Below are 16,432 nucleotides of genomic sequence, written 5' to 3'. Positions count from 1 at the left end.
TTTTATTTCTTATTTAGTTCAATTAGTCGGAGGCTTCGTTTTATTTCTCTTTTAAGGCCGTCTTTTTTAACCTCAGAATATAATTTCTTTAAGAAGGCTTCACTTTCCTGTATTCCGCTAAAGGCTCGGATAATTTTCCATGTGATTACCTCATCTGCTGTATTTCTATAATAGCAAGATTGGAGCGGTTTGTATATGTTCTTTGTTTTAAAATTGAAGTTGATATGACCGATAGTATCAATTAATTCGCTCAAAGCAATCATATCTGTAGTTTCTAATGCTGTTAATAATTCAGGAATTGCTTTATCTCCTATTCTAATTAAAGTTCTACTCGCAATATCTCTTGGCAACGGATAGCTATCTTTTGAAAATTCTTTTTCAGGTATTTTTTTATGCTGATTAGTTCCAATTTTCCCTAAACATTCGATGAGCAGAGGTATCACTAGTGGACTGAACGTAGATAGGGTATTACAAATTTCAATTTTTGGATATAATTTTTTTTCGTTTTTTAGAGCGTTAATAAGAAGTTCTGTTGTTTTTGCCCCTTTATCCTCTTTTAACAATCGTGCTCCTAGGGTTCTTTCTGTGGCTATTTTACTTCTTAGTAATGTAATTTTTTGTTCAAATGAGCTGTTTAAATACTGAGAGTCAATTCCAGTTTCTAGATATCCTCTATTTTCAAGTTGCTCTTGTTTATTGCTCATTTTTATGATGCTCAATATAATTACATTTATTGATGAACAAATGTTACAACGGGGGTCTTTTGACTGATAATCCTACCAGAAGCTAAATTAGCCTTAACCTCAAACTGAACGGTGTTAGGAAAATAGTAAACATCTATTAATCTAAAAACAACATCATCAGGCTCGTAATAGTAAATCTCGCGGTATTCATTTATGGTTATGGGCTCGTCATCATAATTATAAGTTATAAACTGGTGGGTAACATCTGTTATTTCTTCCGTTGCAGTATCCATAGCCATAATTTGGAAGGAGGTAATAGGGTCTGTGGCAATATATTCATCACTAGCGCAACTACAGGCGTTTGCAGTAGTAAAACCAAGGCTATTAAATCTTAATTTCTGTTGTACTGCGCCAATTTGTGCTACATTATAAGTAACCATCATAGTGAGGCCAAAATCTAGCTTGTCAGCATTGTTTTTGTCCTCCAATGGTGTGAATGGATATATGTTCATATCCCACAGTTCTAGGCGTACTTCATCATATAATTTATCAAAAGTTTTTTTATCCTCACAACCGCAATCGATGACACAGGAGCTGGCCATAAACTGAACTAGATATAATAGTATAACTGCGATAATTTTTTTATTCATAGCACCTTTATGCTCAATTAGGGTCTAAAATACATAATTATAGCGCTTGTTTTACGCATTAATTGCAGGGCAAGTAATATGGAGCATCAATGGGTGCCGTTTACTATGTATTACTGAATTACAATTTCATCGTCTTTAAATATAATATACCAAGAATATGAGGAGGTCACATAGGCTTCATTATCGCTACTATAAGAGGGTTCAACGTTGGTAAGCGAAGCGATAACCGTTTCACATATTTCGGGTAGTTTTGGGTTGGTACTTTTGGTCCTGAATAATGATGGGACGCCCTCTTTGTTTACCCGAACACCAATAATAAGAGTATCTGCAACTAAGGCGACCCCTTTTTGTTTAGCGAGTGCTAACACTTTATTATTTATGGTAGTACAAAAGCAGTCTTCTGTGGGCGTGTTTATACATTCAGGTAGTAAGGGTATCCTGGTGGCATTGCTAAATTTTGGCATTTTAGAAACCTGATTTTCCAATTCCTTATGGCCAATAAGGCTGCTCTTTGGCATGGTGTTGTGCTCTGATTCTAGTTGGTAGGTGAGATGAACTTTATGGTTGGGGTAGGTGTTTGTTTCTGGTTGTAGGGTGTTAGACATTTGCAAGAGTAGTGTGGTGTTTACATACTCTTCTGTCCAGTAGATTATTTTGTAATAGTCATCAATATCATTAATAGGGGTTTGAGCGTCAAATGTGCCATGCTCCGCTTTCTTTGTATTGGTGGCACTTGTTATTTTCGCTACGTTTCTAAAGTGATCTGCAAGCGCTTTCCGGAATGCTAGGCTTTTCTTTTGGTAGGTATCGTCTGTATCTAATTCATACCTAATTTCTGCAACCACCGAGTCTTTTTTTGCATACACATAACGTACAATAAGGTCTAAATTTGGAACTGTTTGGTCTTTTAGAATAAAAGAGATGATATCATAATCCTCCGAAAGCGCATAGACGCTAGGATCTATAATTTCTCCGCCGGTATATTGTTCTTCAATAGTTCTAAAATGTGATAAACTAAACCCAGTAAGGTCTATATCTTTTCGTTCGGCACATGATTGTACAAGACATAAAAGAAGTAGGACAGGAAATAGGCTGTTTTTTCTCATCAAAAGGAGTGTTCCAAAGTATTCATTTAGGCTAGGGATATAAAAAGTACACTTATACCTAAGCTTAGAAATACCTTCGTAATAGGTTTCAGGTATGCAATGTAAGGAATATAGCAAACATGTGCTTGTTATAATTAGTCCTGTGATTGTAGCTGTAGTTCTTGTTTAAAGAACTGTTGTTGAAATCATGATGTCACTTCGAGTGAATTATTTTGGAGCATTAGCGAAAATATCATTTGTATCGAGAAGTCTTTTTGTGTTTAAAGGTTCTCGATACAACGCTTATTTCGTTTGCACTAAACAAGCGCCACTCGAACTGACGGTCTCGTTTTTTGGTAACCCCGATGTTTTTATGAATGGTTGTTGAATTTTTGAGGGTAGTTGTTGAAATCATGATGTCACTTCGAGTGAATTATTTGGGAGCGTTAGCGGAAGAATACTTAGTATCGAGAAGTCTTTGTGTGTTCAAAGGTTCTCGATAAAACGCTTATTTCGTTTGCACTACACAAGCGCCACTCGAACTGACGGTCTCGTTTTTTGGTAACCCCGATGTTTTTTATGAACTTGTTGAATATTCAAGGACTGTCGTTGAAATCGCAATGTCACGTGGAGTGAATTATTTTGGAGCTTTAGCGGAGGAGTGGTTAATATGGAGAAGTCCTTGTGTGTTGAAAGGTTCTCGATACAACGCTTATTTCGCTCGCACTACACAAGCGCCACTCAAGCTGACGGTCTCGTTTTTTGATAACCTCAATTTTTTTATGAACGGTTGTTGAATTTTCATTAACTGTTATTGAAATCATGATGTCACTTCGAGTGAATTAGTTTGGAGCGTTAGCGGAGGAGTACTTAGTATCGAGAAGTCTTTGTGTGTTCAAAGGTTCTCTATACAACGCTTATTTCGTTTGCACTACACAAGCGCCACTCGAACTGACAGTTTGGTGTTGATTCTAGTCTAAGTTATTTCGTGAACGGTTGTTGAATATTCAAGGACTATCGTTGAAATCGCAATGTCACTTGGAGTGAATTATTTTGGAGCCTTAGCGGAGGAGTAATTTGTATCGAGAAGTCCTTGTGTGTTTGAAGGTTCTCGATACAACGCTTATTTCGCTTGCACTACACAGGCGCCACTCGAACTGACAGTTTCGTTTTTTGATAACCTCAATTTTTTTATGAACGCTTGTTGAATTTTCAAGGACTGTTGTTGAAATCGCAATGTCACTTGGAGTGAATTATTTTGGAGCGTTAGCGAAGGAATACTTAGTATCGAGAAGTCCTTGTGTGTACAAAGTTCTCGATACAACACTTATTTCGTTTGCACTACACAAGCGCTAATTGAACTGACAGTTTGGTGTTAATTCTAGTCTAAGTTATTTCGTGAACGGTTGTCGAATATTCAAGGACCCTTGTAGAAATCGCAATGTCACTTCGAGTGAATTATTTTGGAGCGTTAGCGGAGGAATACTTAGTATCGAGAAGTCCTTGTGTGTACAAAGGTTCTCGATACAACGCTTATTTCGTTTGCACTACACAGGCGCCACTCGAACTGACGGTCTCCTTTTTTGGTAACCTTGATGTTTTTATGAACGGTTGTTGAATATTCAAGGACCCTTGTAGAAATCGCAATGTCACTTCGAGTGAATTAGTCTGGAGCGTTAGCGGAAGAATAATTAGTATCGAGAAGTCCTTGTTTGTTCAAAGGTTCTCGATACAACGCTTATTTCGCTTGCACTACACAAGCGCCACTCGAACTGACACTCTCTTTTTGGTAACCCCGATGTTTTTATGAACGGTTGTTGAATTTTCAAAAACTGTCTTTGAAATCATGATGTCACTTCGAGTGAATTAGTCTGGAGCGTTATCGGAAGAATAATTAGTATCGAGAAGTTTTCATGAGAACCACATAAATTATTGATACACCGCTGGTTTTTTAATAAGTAATCTAAGGCCTTTTTTTTAGAGCTATCTGAGAATAGTAGCACAATTGATAAGGAAAAGGAGTAAATAGGTGCTGTGTAGAAATTTTTTTCTATTTTTAAGACATGGCGTAAAATTGTAGAGGTTATATGTAGCATACAAACTCTGTACCATGATAAGCGAATATTAAGAGTCGCTCCTAATTCAGGTTGAGTGGAATTATAAATCTGTTTCAAGCATCAAAACTATAACAATGGGCAGGGCGCAAGTAGTGCAAATTACGCCAGTGCCACTTACAACTATAAATATGTTTTACGATAAAAAAATAAAAATGGAAGAAACCGTAGATTTAAGAAATCAGCCAGAACTAAAAATAGTCTTTAAAACGGATGAATTTGAAGTCATAGACCTGTCTGACCCAAAAAATAATGGATCATACTCCTTTAGTTCATTAAATAAGGTAGCGCTGAATGCGGAAAAAGCCAACTGGTGGTTTTCTGCTTTTACGGTTGTTGTCGAGTTTTTTGTTGGAAGTGGTTCTGCTAAAATATATAAGAATAAAGCATATTTAAATCTTAACATGGATAAAAGAGATTTGAAAATTTGGCTTATAGATGCAGATTTTGAAAAAGCCAAAAGAGCAACAGAACTCTTAAGTAAAAAAAGGGTCTTTGCGTGAAACGGGATATAGAAAAACACTTAGAAAGAAGCCTTTTTAAGAGAATAGAGACTAGGTAATAAATAAAAGAGTAAAACCATTGCGTACATCTTGGTATAATTTTTGGAATATGATTTTTCATGAGACAAATAATTATTTTTATTTTAGTGCTATCAGCTTTCTCAGTATCAGCACAGGAAGAGCCAATCTTAAATTTTGATATCTTAGGCTATTGGTCACAATCTCCCATACCCAGCGAAAGTAAAGATGTCGTTGTGTATACCAGATCGGAACCTGGGAGAGGTTCACTAATCATGAATTTTAGAAAAAGTGGAGTTTATAGAAGTTATTCAACTAATTTGAATGGCCCAAATAGATGTGGAAATTATATAGCCAGACGCACTGATCATTGGGGGAAATATGAATATAATAAGGATCAGGAAACAATAGATATCTATTCTTATGGAGGAAAGTTTGAATATACTTGGGAAGTGCACCAACTAGGTGACGATAAAATAGAGCTTGTAAAAAACAATCGCCGTAGAGCATACTAATGAATGATTTTCAAAAATTTAGATTAACTTAAACGGCTAACGTATGTATAGGAAGCGTTTCATCTATAAGACGGCAGCAGTTAAGTATCTAAATAAGCATAAAATGACACAAGAACTATATCAGGAAGCGATGAAATTTGCTGGAGAAAAACACAGCGAACAAAAAGTGCCTGGAACCAATGCGAACTACCTCTTGCATATCTCCAATGTGGCCATGGAAGTGCTGCTAGCTTACCATCATGACGATAGTTTTGATCTTGATTTTGCGCTTCAAATTGCCATACTTCATGATGCCCTTGAAGATACGAGTGCTGACTTTGATGAAATTAAAAATAAATTTGGAGCACCAATAGCAGCGGCGGTAAGAGCACTAACTAAAGATGAAAAGTTACCTTCAAAGCAAGAGAGGATGTTGGATAGCTTAAGGCGAATTAATAGCTTAGAAAAAGAGGTAGGATTGGTGAAATTAGCAGACCGCATCACCAACTTACAGCATCCGCCAAGCCATTGGAGCCAAGAGAAGGTTGTAGCGTACAGTGAAGAGGCTACGCTAATTTTGAATACTTTAGGGGATAAAAATGCGTATTTACGTAAACGATTAGCCGCTAAAATAACCGAATACGAAGCGCACATAAAAAGTCTGTAGCAGTATCTTAGTTTCTTTCAGTACTTTAACGGAATAGGATAACACCAAAAATAGTATGATGAAATTTGCTTTTTTCTTATGTAGCGTAATATTTATGTCTTGTTCCACCAAAATAAAAAATATAGAAAATAGCGTACCGATAACTCCCGCATCTGACAGTATAATTACAAGCAAATTGTCTTTCGAAGAAACACAAAACGCTTTACGAAATCAGCTTCTCAAATCTAAACCCAATGAACTTCTAAAATCTAGTATATTACAAGAGCTGTACCTCAGAGGGCTTGTAGAGCAAGTAGAGGACAGGATTGTGTTTGAGCTTCCTTTTAATCTTCACGGATTTGATTGTGGTGCGCCCGACTGTTACGTTACAGACATACGTTTTGAGATTGCGGCTAAAGAGCCCATCGAGTTTCCAGAAACTATTCCTTTTAAAATAGTAGAACATGGCTGTGGTATTGAAAAAGAAATAGCCGAAGAAGGTGTCTTTGAACGTATAGAACAATCTTCAACGGCCGTTCATTACTATGCTAAAAAGCAAAGGGGCAGCTTGGTATTAATCAGTGACCCGAACAAATTATATTATTTTCCAGATATGGAACTCCATACAATTAAGGTAAATGCTATTGATGAACTATTTGCTACTTATGATGAGGAAGATGAACAGGCAATAGAACCATACCAGTCTTTTCTAATGACGACCAATGAATATGAGTTTTTTATAAAAAATTAATCATGAATCTAAAAAAAGCATCAGCAACGGAGTATATGGATTTAAAGAAAATCTGTACCGATGCGTATGCGCTAAATTTTCATGACCATTGGAATGAAGGCGGCTTAGAATGGTATCTAGAACAGGAATTTAGTGTAGAAAGGATAATGGCCGACTTAGCCGATGATACTACCGAGTATTTTTTTATAGAACATAAATTAAAGCAAGTGGGTTTTCTTAAAATTAAAACAACTTCGTCAACAGATTTGTCTTTTGACCATTCCGTAGTATTGGAAAAAATATACTTACTTCCAGAATGTAAAGGATTAGGAATTGGAAAATGGGCACTAGGCACCCTTATAGAAAAGCTAGAAGCGCGCGGGACTAAAAAACTATTTTTAGCGGTGATTGATACCAACCTAAATGCTATTGCTTTCTATGAAAAACTAGGTTTTAGCTATCATAGCAAAACAAGGCTAGAGATTCCGTATTTTAAAGAAGAGCTGAAAGGAATGCATAGAATGGTTAGAGAATTAAATTCAAGTAAATAATAGCATGTTCGGAATCATAAATTTTGAGGCTTTTTTACTCGCGGGATTACTTATGAATATAACCCCAGGAGCAGACACCATGTATATTCTTGGCAGAAGTATAGCTCAAGGAAAAAAGGCTGGAATTTTATCTGCATTAGGGATTTCTACAGGCGCTATTTTCCATATCATTTTTGCCACCTTAGGCCTGTCTATACTCCTTGCTAAATCTGCTGCGGCTTTTGAAATTGTTAAATATTTAGGTGCTGCTTATCTTATTTTTTTGGGACTTAAAACAATTTTTAAAAGAGCAGATGAAAAATTTGAGTTAGGGAATGAAACGAAGCGGGTAAATTATAGAAAAATTTATTTTTCTGGAGTACTGACCAATATTTTAAATCCGAAAGTAGCCTTATTTTTCCTAGCTTTTTTACCACAATTTATAGATCCTGAGTATGTGCAAAGCTCACTTCCATTTCTAATTCTTGGCTTCACCTTTTTATTAACGGGAACCATCTGGTGTTTAATTTTGGCCTTATTTGCGTCAAAATTATCGCATCGCATTAGAAAAAATTATAAAATAAAAATGTGGTTGGATAAGGTAACAGGCGGAATTTTTGTTGCGCTAGGAATAAAACTCGCATTACTAAAAAAGTAAGGTATCCTTGTTTTCCTCTTTATTCGGTTTGCACCGTTAACTGGTGCCACCTACGCTGCCATGATTTTTTATGTATCCGATCACGGTATTGGTTTACATCAAAATTTGGAGTAGGTTTAACTATCAATAAAAACAAATCTTCTAAACCATAAGGGGCACAATAGGCTAGCTTATCAAGAGTAGTTAAACGTACCGCAATGGCCGTTGCCGTTTCTGGCCAATAAGAAATTGCTTCTTCACAGGAGGCATAGGGAAGCTGTCCATTTCTTAGATGCATTCTTGCTTGGTTTTTAACAGACCAGTTTAGTGTCGGGTGAAGGGCTTTTAATCGTGTTTCAATTTCTTGGTCTTTTACTTTAGTGGTGTTGCTACGGTCAAAATAAATAACATCAATATCATTTAATGGTGTACGTGCAAAGCCATGCAATACATCCCAGATTTTATTACGTACAAAGCCAGCACCAATCCAACAATCTTGCAAGGCTACATCGCGTACAGTTGCCAAAATAGCAAGCATCCAAGCATCTGCTCTAATATACCGTATCAGTTGTTGTTCTAGCGTTGAGATCATGTTGAGGTGTATCTATTAGTCATCAATAGAAGTTGTAGCCATCGTTATTGTATGCCAAAACTATGTAGTATTTCTTTAATACCTTGGGAATAGGAAGTCACCTTAAAATCTGGAAACCGCTCCTTAAATTTTGAGGAATCAAAAATATTATCAATCATATACCTCGGCAGTAACTCTTGGGTTTCTTTTAAATTAGCATTAAAAAGTGCGCCTATTTTTAAGGTAATGGCACTTAAAATACCATAGCTAATGGTACGGCCTAGTTGTGTAGAGATTTCTGCAAATAGTTCTTTGTACGTTAACCGATGGTCATCACAAGGAAGATGCCATGTTTGTCCAAAAGTATCAGGAGTATTGCCCAGTAGCGCCATAGCTTTACTAGCATCTGGGGTGTAAATAAGTGTGCGTACCACATCATCTCTTAAAAATACTTTAGGTTCCTTATGTGCCCTTAATTTTTCAAAAACTAAAGCATTGGTAAGTCCTTGTGTTTTTCCAGGACCATAAAATTCTGGTGCCCTACAAATTACCGCTTCAATTTCGTTTTCCTCAATGGCTTTTAAAAGTAGTTCTGCCGCAATTTTTTTAGCGATTCCTTTTTTTCCTTTTGAAGCAAAAGGAGAATCCTCGCGTTGTATTTTACGATCCTGAGCATATGCATATGTATTATCAAAATAAACAAGCTTACAATTATTAGCTTTGCAGGCTGCAATAACATTTTTCATAATTTTTGGCCAATCGCTCAACCAAACCGAAGATTTATAAGGTAAGCCTACGGTCATATACGCAATAGTTGCATTTTCCAATGCCTTATGTACGTCTTCAGGATGTAATAAATCGCCTTTAAATAATAAATCTTCTGGGTGCACCTTTTTGGGAGTGCGCCCCATAAGTGTGATGTCTTGCGTGTATTTGGCGCGTAATTCTTTTGCCAATTCTTCTCCTATAATTCCGTTTGCTCCTAAAATTACCTGCATGTTTTTTTTTGTATTTAGCATCGTATTTAACACTACAAAGATACTGGTGAATAGTACTTTTTAACCCACTTATAAAGGTAAGTAAAACTTAAAGTTATGTAAGCTATTCTGTTTTTTGGTGTTTCATCATCAAAAAAATAGGGGCTAAACTCTAGGAAGTTATTCTGGTGTTATTCTTAGATGAGGTAATGAATAATATGCTGCACTATTGTTAAAGGGACTAAAAAAATAGACGGTACCGAATTCAATTTTTTTAAAATCAGTAAGTACTTTATGGTCTTTAAGGAGTCCTATTCTAAACTTGGAAGAATGATATTCATTAATGAGTAGTGCAGGCAAAATATACATTTTTCTATGCTGTTCAAAATAACCGTTTTTTATTTTCCCCCTTATCGTATACGTTTTTAAAAGACTATCATTTATGGTTACCGAAGCTCTGATTTTTTTTCTAGTGAGTACGTTAAGGGTGACGAGGTAGGGCTTGTTTTCTTTGTTTACCTTTTTGGAAACGATTTTAAATTCTTTGGCCCTAAGGTATGAACCCCAGAAATAATCTAAATAAGGAGGACCTTCACTGGTATTATTTTCATAAGTCCCGTTGATTAAATATAAATTCTCTGCGGTGAGTTCTATTTGATTTGGGGCTAATGTTGTCTTCTTTAAGGTGGCGCAAGAACATATAAATAAGAGCATACACCAACAAGCTACATGTTTTAGGAAAGACGTGTCTCTTTTATTTTTAGTAAAGAATGCTTTAAACATAGGCCTTGGTTTATTCATATGGTAAGCGATTTCTATTTACTTTATTTGGGTGACTGGCATTTCTCTACAGATTTTATTTTTCGTTTTAATCTTTGGTTCTTTACTTGAGTTGCAGGCGTCTTAAAGGGCAATTTAAACGAATAAGCAGAGTTACTTTAGGAGTTTACTACTTTGCTATACAGACAACGTTCTCCTCGTTCAGGAGCAGTAAACGTACTGATAAAGTTTAATCCTAGTTTTTCTAATACATTTCTTGATGCCGTATTGTTCGGGTGTACGGTTGCGACAAGTTTTGGGAGTTTTAGATGGCTTTGCGCATGTGTTAACCAGAAGTTTCCAATTTCGGTAGCCAAGCCTTTACCCCAATAGTCCTGGTGGAGAATAAACCCAAATTCGTGTGCATGATCTCCTTGATAATGACAAGGATGAATGCCTGAAATACCCACAAGAGATCCGTCTGCTTTATCCGTTACACACCAGAATCCGAAGGCATCCTTTGTAGTTCTAATAAATTCCTCATTGATAAGGCTTTCAAATTCTACTTTGGTAAAAGTGCGTCCCTTTAAAGTAGATTTCATGACGAGCTCATTTTCACAACATAGTTTTTCTAATGCAAGTCTATACTCAGGGAGGTAAGGCTTAAATTGAAGGCGTTCTGTTTGTAGCATACGTTAGATGAGAATAGTTAACTATTTGAATTTCTAATCCTCTAAACCAAGAACTTTCCATTGGTTTTCTATTTTATACGTGTTAAATTTCTGTACTGATTTTCCGCCATCGGGGTAGTGGCATGTTTCGGTAATAATACAATGGTCTTCTGAAATAATTTGTCTGCTAAAAGCTCTTTTAAGATCATTAAATTTTGGCATTCCGTGTTCTTGCATATTCTTTATGTACGATAGCCTTAGCAGTTCTGAAGTAGAAGCAATGATCTCTTCATTCAGTTCTATTTTAACGGTTCGTTTTAGCATAAATTCTGCCTCCTTATGAAAATCTTTACAGCTGATGGCCTTGTCTAAATTATCTTCATCATAGGCATTTTCTAGGGCTAAGATGGCCCCTTCCGGGGTGTCTAAATTAGGAGGGAAATAATCTTCACCTTCATCTATAAACATGCCTCCAAGGCTTTTATCAAAATTGGCTAATTCAGCTCCACTAATACCATCCCGGATAGCGCGAATGGTATAGCCACCAATAAGTCTTCCGTTTTCTATAATCATCCAATCAGAAACCTCATTAGCGGTAATTCCTATTTTTTCATTAATCCGTACATTGGTAACATCGATAGGTTCATTACCTACCACACCAAAAATATTTCCGTCGGTATCAAAGCTAGGTTCCATCAGCCAGATATGTTCTATTTTTCCATTATCTTCTATTCGTGCTTTAATCGAAAAATAATGCTGATCTTTTTTAGGGTTAGCAAGACAAGCTTCAAAATAATGCAGGGTGAGCTTTGCTTTTTCCATTGCCCAATTCATCCGGTCATTATCATTAGAGGCGTTATAAACATCAGGGTTTCCTTCACGTTGCCGTACTGTTTCTTTCTTTCCAAATAACCTGTTTAGTAATCCCATAATGTTTTTTTAGTGGTGTTTGTATATAGCTACACCTCTAAAATAGAGAAAAAAAGCGGCGCTTGTTCATACATTTAGACGAACTGCAATGAATAGGAAAAAGAAAAGGCTATCTGTTGGGATAGCCTTTTAGTATATAAGAAGTGTTTTTTTATTTTAAAATACTTTTATACTTCGCCGCATCATTCAAAAGTTCTGTAGCGGTTAAAATAGCCTCATCATGGGTTAAGAAATAATCATAAAGTCCTTGGCTATAGAAGTAACGTGTTATAATTTCATCTTCTAATTGCTTTTTAATCTCCTTTTTAGATTTATCCAATCCTGTGATTTTCTTGGTGTTTATTTCTGCCAATAGCTCACGGTATTTTTCTTGTACCTGCGTATCTAATAAGTCGGTGTCATTCAATGCCATCGCTTTATTTAACGCCTTTTCAGTAGCGGTTTCAAACGTAAAACCAGAAGATTTTATATAGGTTTTAAAAGCTTCAAAATGGGCGTCTGTAAATTCAAAATTAGCAACATCAGGAACACTATTTTTATAGTAGAACTGTGTAGCATAGTTAAAAATAGCATTTTCACGAAGCAATGCCGTGGTAAGGGTATTGGTTTTTAATGCAGCGATTTCTACATCTGGTAATACACCACCACCATTTTGTACTTTACGACCATTACGGGTTTTAAAGTCATGAATGTCTGTTGTTTTCACCGCATTACCCGCAGCATCTCTATTCCAATAATCTAAAGACTGTATGCATCTGCCAGAAGGTGTATAGTAGCGAGAAATAGTTACTTTTAATTGAGTGCCGTACGTGAGTTTTAAAGGGCGTTGTACTAAGCCTTTTCCAAAACTACGAGCACCAATAACTACAGCCCTATCTAAATCTTGTAAGCCACCAGAAACAATTTCACTTGCCGATGCACTACTTCCATTCACTAAAACTACTAACGGAATTTCTGTATCTACAGGCGCATTTTTTGTTTTGTATTCAGAATTAAATTTTTTGACCTTAGACTTTGTAGTAACAATCAACTCTCCTTTGGGTACAAATAAATTGGTAACATTGATCGCTTCTGACAGTAGGCCTCCCGGATTTCCTCTTAAATCTAAAATGATTTTTTGCGCTCCTTTATTCTTTAAATCGATTAAAGCAGCTTTGGTTTGTTCCGATGCTTTTTTATTAAATTTAGCTAGGACAATATAACCTGTTTTTTCATTCACCATTTTGTAATAGGGCACAGCGTCTACCTCAATAGCTTCTCTGGTGATGCTCGTAGTCTTGGTTTCACCTTGTCTGTTGTAGGTCACCGTTACGCTTGTATTGTTTGCCCCTTTTAAAAGTTCTGTGGCATTGTCTTTAAAATCTTTAACATCAATTTCTCCAATTTTAATAATTTCATCGCCTGCTTTTAAACCTGCTTTATCTGCAGGATTGTCTTTATAAGGCTCAACAATAACCAGCTTATCATCATAAGCTCTAACAATAGCACCGATACCAGAGTATTCTCCTGCATTACTAATCTTATACGCTTCTACATCTTGTTCGTTTAAAAAACGAGTATAAGGATCAAGACCTTCCAACATACTTTTAATGGCGATATCCATTAATTCTGCGGGATTGGTTTCATCCACATAATTCATGTTCAATTCTTTGAACAACGTAGTGAAAATCTCTATCTGTTTTGCGATTTCGAAAAAATCACTTTTAAAACTACTCCCAACGACAATAAATACGAGGGCAAAAACAGGAATGATAACACGTTTTTTAATCAGTTTTTTCATGGGAATTTTATTTTGATCAAATCAATAAAACACTTTAAGGAAGTGGCTTTACTTGATTTCTTCTGAAGTCGATTTTTTTGATTCTTGGGCTATTTTTTTATTGAATTTATCAAGAAGCACTTCCATTTTCTGGTGTACCGCTTTACTCTCAGGCATTTCTTTACCAAGATATAAAATTAACAACGCATACTTATCTGTACTATTGTTACTTACCATAGATTTATTAAGCCGGTAAGCTTCTCGTAGCAAGCGTTTTATTCTATTTCTTTTTACAGCGCTTTTAAAATTACGTTTAGAAACTGTGACCCCAGCTTTTATAGGAACATTATCTTTAAAATCTGCTTTTACGTAAATAACACGCAGTGGAAAATTAGCCACACTTTTTCCTTCTGCGAACATTTTTTCAAAAAGCTTTTTGCTTTTTAGTTTTTCAGCTCTTGAATAGCTAAAATCAGGTTTGTTTTCCACGGTTCTTATTGCTGTATGTTGCAAAGATACTGTTTCATGCGATATAGTTATTATCGCGAGGCATTTTGTGTAGCTCTAGACAATCAATAGCTTTTTGAAGTCTGGTTTTATAGGGCGTATTACAGTCCTTTTTGAGTATAGTAACCCTGTCATGAAAAGTAACCTCAAGTCGTTAAAACAAAAAAGGCATTGCTTTCGCAACACCTTTTCAAATCATTAATTTATATTAGAAATTACTTGTTTTCCCAAGCATTGTTTTCAAGATTTACATCCGCCATTAATTGTGAAGGATCAATAACAATTGCTTTTATAGCCGTTAAAGGCTTAGCAATAGTAAAGTCATAGGTAGGGAAAGCCCAAGGCCAGTCTTCTACTACCGTCCGTGTTAAGTTAGGGTAAGGATTTTCTTTTTCACCACGCATCATTCTAAGTGGTGCATAGAAAGTTTCTTGTGTATCATCTGCATATATTACCAAAATATCAAGAGGCATAGGCATTAAACCAATACGCTCTAAGCTAACTTTTGTTTGTTCCCCATCTGCAACAACAGCGGTAATACCATAGTCTATAGTATTGGTTGTTTGCGTCCAATCCATCAAATACCAATCTAGTTCCATCCCAGAAACCTTTTCAGCCGTTCTCTTAATATCATTTGGCGTAGGGTGTTTGAATTTGAAATCGTTAAAATACTTTTTCAAGGTTTCCATTAAATTCTCTTGGCCAATAATATAACCTAATTGCGCTAAGAAAATTTCTCCTTTGCTATAAGCTGCAATACTATACGGCATGTTTTCAGCATAGCGGTCTGCATGTGTAGTTTGTGGTTGCTCTTTACCAGATTTTACTAAATAGTTATAGCCCTTATACGACCCCTCAAACGGATTTGTTTTTTTCTCTCCCATATATTCATTCATATATAAGTGCGAGATAAAACTGGTAAACCCTTCATCCATCCACTCATGTTTAGCCTCATTAGAGGCCAAAATATGCTGAAACCACGAGTGCGCCATTTCATGTGCCGTTACACCCACAAGACTTCCAAATTTACGCTCCCCAGTAATAAGTGTTGCCATAGCATACTCCATACCACCATCACCACCTTGGATCACAGAATACTGATCATATGGATATGTACCCACATTCTTGCTGAAAAATTGCATCATTTCTGCAGTTTTAGGCTGTAGTTTTTTCCAGTTTTCTTTTATCGCTGCATTGTCTTTGTACAAGAAGTGAAGCATTGGACCATTTTCTACTTGTAAGGTGTCATGGATGTATTCCGGATCTGCTGCCCACATAAAGTCATGTACCATAGGCGCTTTAAAATGCCATATTAAGGTCTTTCCTTTTTGCTTTTTTATTTTTGTTCCTGGTGCTTCATACCCATGACCAATTTCTTGTGCATTTTGTAAATAGCCACTTCCACCAACGGTGTAGTTTTTATCTATGGTAATCTTTACATCAAAATCTCCCCATACGCCTTGAAATTCACGAGCAATATATGGATCTGCGTGCCAGCCTTCAAAATCATATTCGGCTAGTTTTGGATACCACTGGCTCATAGAAAGTGCTACGCCTTCTTCGCTATCGCGACCAGAACGACGAATTTGAATAGGAATTTGACCTTTGAAAACCATATCAAAAGTTGCTGTACCTCCAGGTGGGATAGCTTCTGCCAAGGTAACAACAAGAACAGTACCTTCTTCTGAAAAGCTTACCGGCTTTCCGTTTTGGGTAAGGGAAGTAGGGTGTAAGTATCCTATCTCATCAGGTTGTAAGGCAGAAATTCTACTTTTTCCATCGGCCATCATACGGTCATCAGGATCTGCGATACTTTGTAAACGCCTGTCCATTTCACTGCCGGGTTGAAAGGCATTAAAATACAAGTGATAATATACTTTGTTTAAAGCGTCGGGAGAATTGTTGGTATATACTAATTTTTGAGTTCCGGTGTACTCATGTGATTTTACATCCATGTCTACATCCATCGTGTAAGCAACATGCTGCTGCCAATACGATGTGTTTTGAGCGAAACCACTAAGGCCCGTAACCAAAACTAAAAGGCTGAGAATTGTTTTTTTCATTGTTATTTTTTTTTGAGTATAATTAGTCAATTGCCCTAAAGATAAAAAGATCATAGAAATTAAAAGCTTAACTTAAAATTTCTATGACCTTTTTAGTTCTGCTAG

General features: G+C 36.2%; 17 protein-coding genes. 6 read left to right on the top strand and 11 right to left on the bottom strand.

Going from position 1 to position 16,432, the window contains the following annotated elements; all coding sequences use genetic code 11:
* Positions 1-2 precede the first annotated feature (2 nt).
* The 3 genes from BLQ19_RS07070 to BLQ19_RS07060 all read right to left on the bottom strand — a co-directional run bounded on the left by BLQ19_RS07070 (position 3) and on the right by BLQ19_RS07060 (position 2,439).
* Positions 3-704: a HEAT repeat domain-containing protein gene (locus BLQ19_RS07070; RefSeq protein WP_074537853.1), complete on the bottom strand. Its 702-nt coding sequence runs from the start codon at positions 702-704 to the stop codon at positions 3-5.
* Between the two features lie 26 nt (positions 705-730).
* Entirely contained in the window at positions 731-1,333 is a 603-nt protein-coding gene (locus BLQ19_RS07065; protein WP_074537852.1) for a hypothetical protein, read from the bottom strand.
* 110 nt (positions 1,334-1,443) lie between these two features.
* On the bottom strand, positions 1,444-2,439 hold the full coding sequence (locus tag BLQ19_RS07060; protein WP_074537851.1) for a hypothetical protein: 996 nt from the start codon (positions 2,437-2,439) through the stop codon (positions 1,444-1,446).
* Between the two features lie 2,170 nt (positions 2,440-4,609).
* On the opposite strand from BLQ19_RS07060, the gene BLQ19_RS07055 reads away from it, so the two are divergent.
* The 6 genes from BLQ19_RS07055 to BLQ19_RS07030 all read left to right on the top strand — a co-directional run bounded on the left by BLQ19_RS07055 (position 4,610) and on the right by BLQ19_RS07030 (position 8,111).
* Positions 4,610-5,035, top strand: coding sequence for a hypothetical protein (locus tag BLQ19_RS07055; protein WP_254788270.1), 426 nt, complete (start codon positions 4,610-4,612; stop codon positions 5,033-5,035).
* 146 nt (positions 5,036-5,181) lie between these two features.
* Positions 5,182-5,568, top strand: coding sequence for a hypothetical protein (locus BLQ19_RS07050; RefSeq protein WP_139150214.1), 387 nt, complete (start codon positions 5,182-5,184; stop codon positions 5,566-5,568).
* Between the two features lie 103 nt (positions 5,569-5,671).
* Entirely contained in the window at positions 5,672-6,214 is a 543-nt protein-coding gene (locus BLQ19_RS07045) for an HD domain-containing protein (RefSeq protein WP_074537960.1), read from the top strand.
* 55 nt (positions 6,215-6,269) lie between these two features.
* Entirely contained in the window at positions 6,270-6,944 is a 675-nt protein-coding gene (locus BLQ19_RS07040) for a hypothetical protein (RefSeq protein WP_074537849.1), read from the top strand.
* Between the two features lie 2 nt (positions 6,945-6,946).
* Positions 6,947-7,474 carry a GNAT family N-acetyltransferase gene (locus BLQ19_RS07035; protein ID WP_074537848.1) on the top strand — a complete coding sequence of 176 codons (528 nt, stop codon included), beginning with the start codon at positions 6,947-6,949 and terminating at the stop codon, positions 7,472-7,474.
* 4 nt (positions 7,475-7,478) lie between these two features.
* Positions 7,479-8,111, top strand: coding sequence for a LysE family translocator (locus BLQ19_RS07030; RefSeq protein ID WP_029450441.1), 633 nt, complete (start codon positions 7,479-7,481; stop codon positions 8,109-8,111).
* 19 nt (positions 8,112-8,130) lie between these two features.
* Here the strand turns inward: BLQ19_RS07030 and BLQ19_RS07025 are convergent, their stop codons facing one another.
* From BLQ19_RS07025 to BLQ19_RS06990, 8 genes are all read right to left on the bottom strand, one after another.
* Entirely contained in the window at positions 8,131-8,682 is a 552-nt protein-coding gene (locus BLQ19_RS07025; RefSeq protein WP_074537847.1) for a nucleotidyltransferase family protein, read from the bottom strand.
* A 44-nt stretch (positions 8,683-8,726) separates the two neighbouring features.
* The gene (locus BLQ19_RS07020; protein ID WP_074537959.1) at positions 8,727-9,659 is read right to left on the bottom strand and encodes an NAD-dependent epimerase/dehydratase family protein; all 933 of its coding nucleotides are present in this window, start codon (positions 9,657-9,659) and stop codon (positions 8,727-8,729) included.
* Between the two features lie 159 nt (positions 9,660-9,818).
* A complete protein-coding gene (locus tag BLQ19_RS07015) occupies positions 9,819-10,421 on the bottom strand; it encodes a hypothetical protein (protein WP_175444408.1) in 603 nt (200 codons plus the stop codon).
* 155 nt (positions 10,422-10,576) lie between these two features.
* The gene (locus tag BLQ19_RS07010; protein ID WP_024482401.1) at positions 10,577-11,089 is read right to left on the bottom strand and encodes a GNAT family N-acetyltransferase; all 513 of its coding nucleotides are present in this window, start codon (positions 11,087-11,089) and stop codon (positions 10,577-10,579) included.
* Between the two features lie 33 nt (positions 11,090-11,122).
* Positions 11,123-11,998: a YegJ family protein gene (locus BLQ19_RS07005; RefSeq protein ID WP_074537845.1), complete on the bottom strand. Its 876-nt coding sequence runs from the start codon at positions 11,996-11,998 to the stop codon at positions 11,123-11,125.
* A 151-nt stretch (positions 11,999-12,149) separates the two neighbouring features.
* The gene (locus BLQ19_RS07000; protein ID WP_074537844.1) at positions 12,150-13,778 is read right to left on the bottom strand and encodes a S41 family peptidase; all 1,629 of its coding nucleotides are present in this window, start codon (positions 13,776-13,778) and stop codon (positions 12,150-12,152) included.
* A 48-nt stretch (positions 13,779-13,826) separates the two neighbouring features.
* Entirely contained in the window at positions 13,827-14,246 is a 420-nt protein-coding gene (gene rnpA / locus BLQ19_RS06995; protein WP_024482404.1) for a ribonuclease P protein component, read from the bottom strand.
* Positions 14,247-14,479: 233 nt separating this feature from the next.
* Positions 14,480-16,327, bottom strand: coding sequence for a M1 family metallopeptidase (locus tag BLQ19_RS06990; RefSeq protein ID WP_074537958.1), 1,848 nt, complete (start codon positions 16,325-16,327; stop codon positions 14,480-14,482).
* Positions 16,328-16,432: the final 105 nt, after the last annotated feature.

The organism is Cellulophaga baltica (assembly GCF_900102165.1).
In the GTDB taxonomy this organism is placed as follows: Bacteria; Bacteroidota; Bacteroidia; order Flavobacteriales; family Flavobacteriaceae; genus Cellulophaga; species Cellulophaga baltica.
The sequence above is the reverse complement of the archived record's forward strand: the minus strand, read 5'-3'. Positions and strand labels throughout refer to the sequence as shown.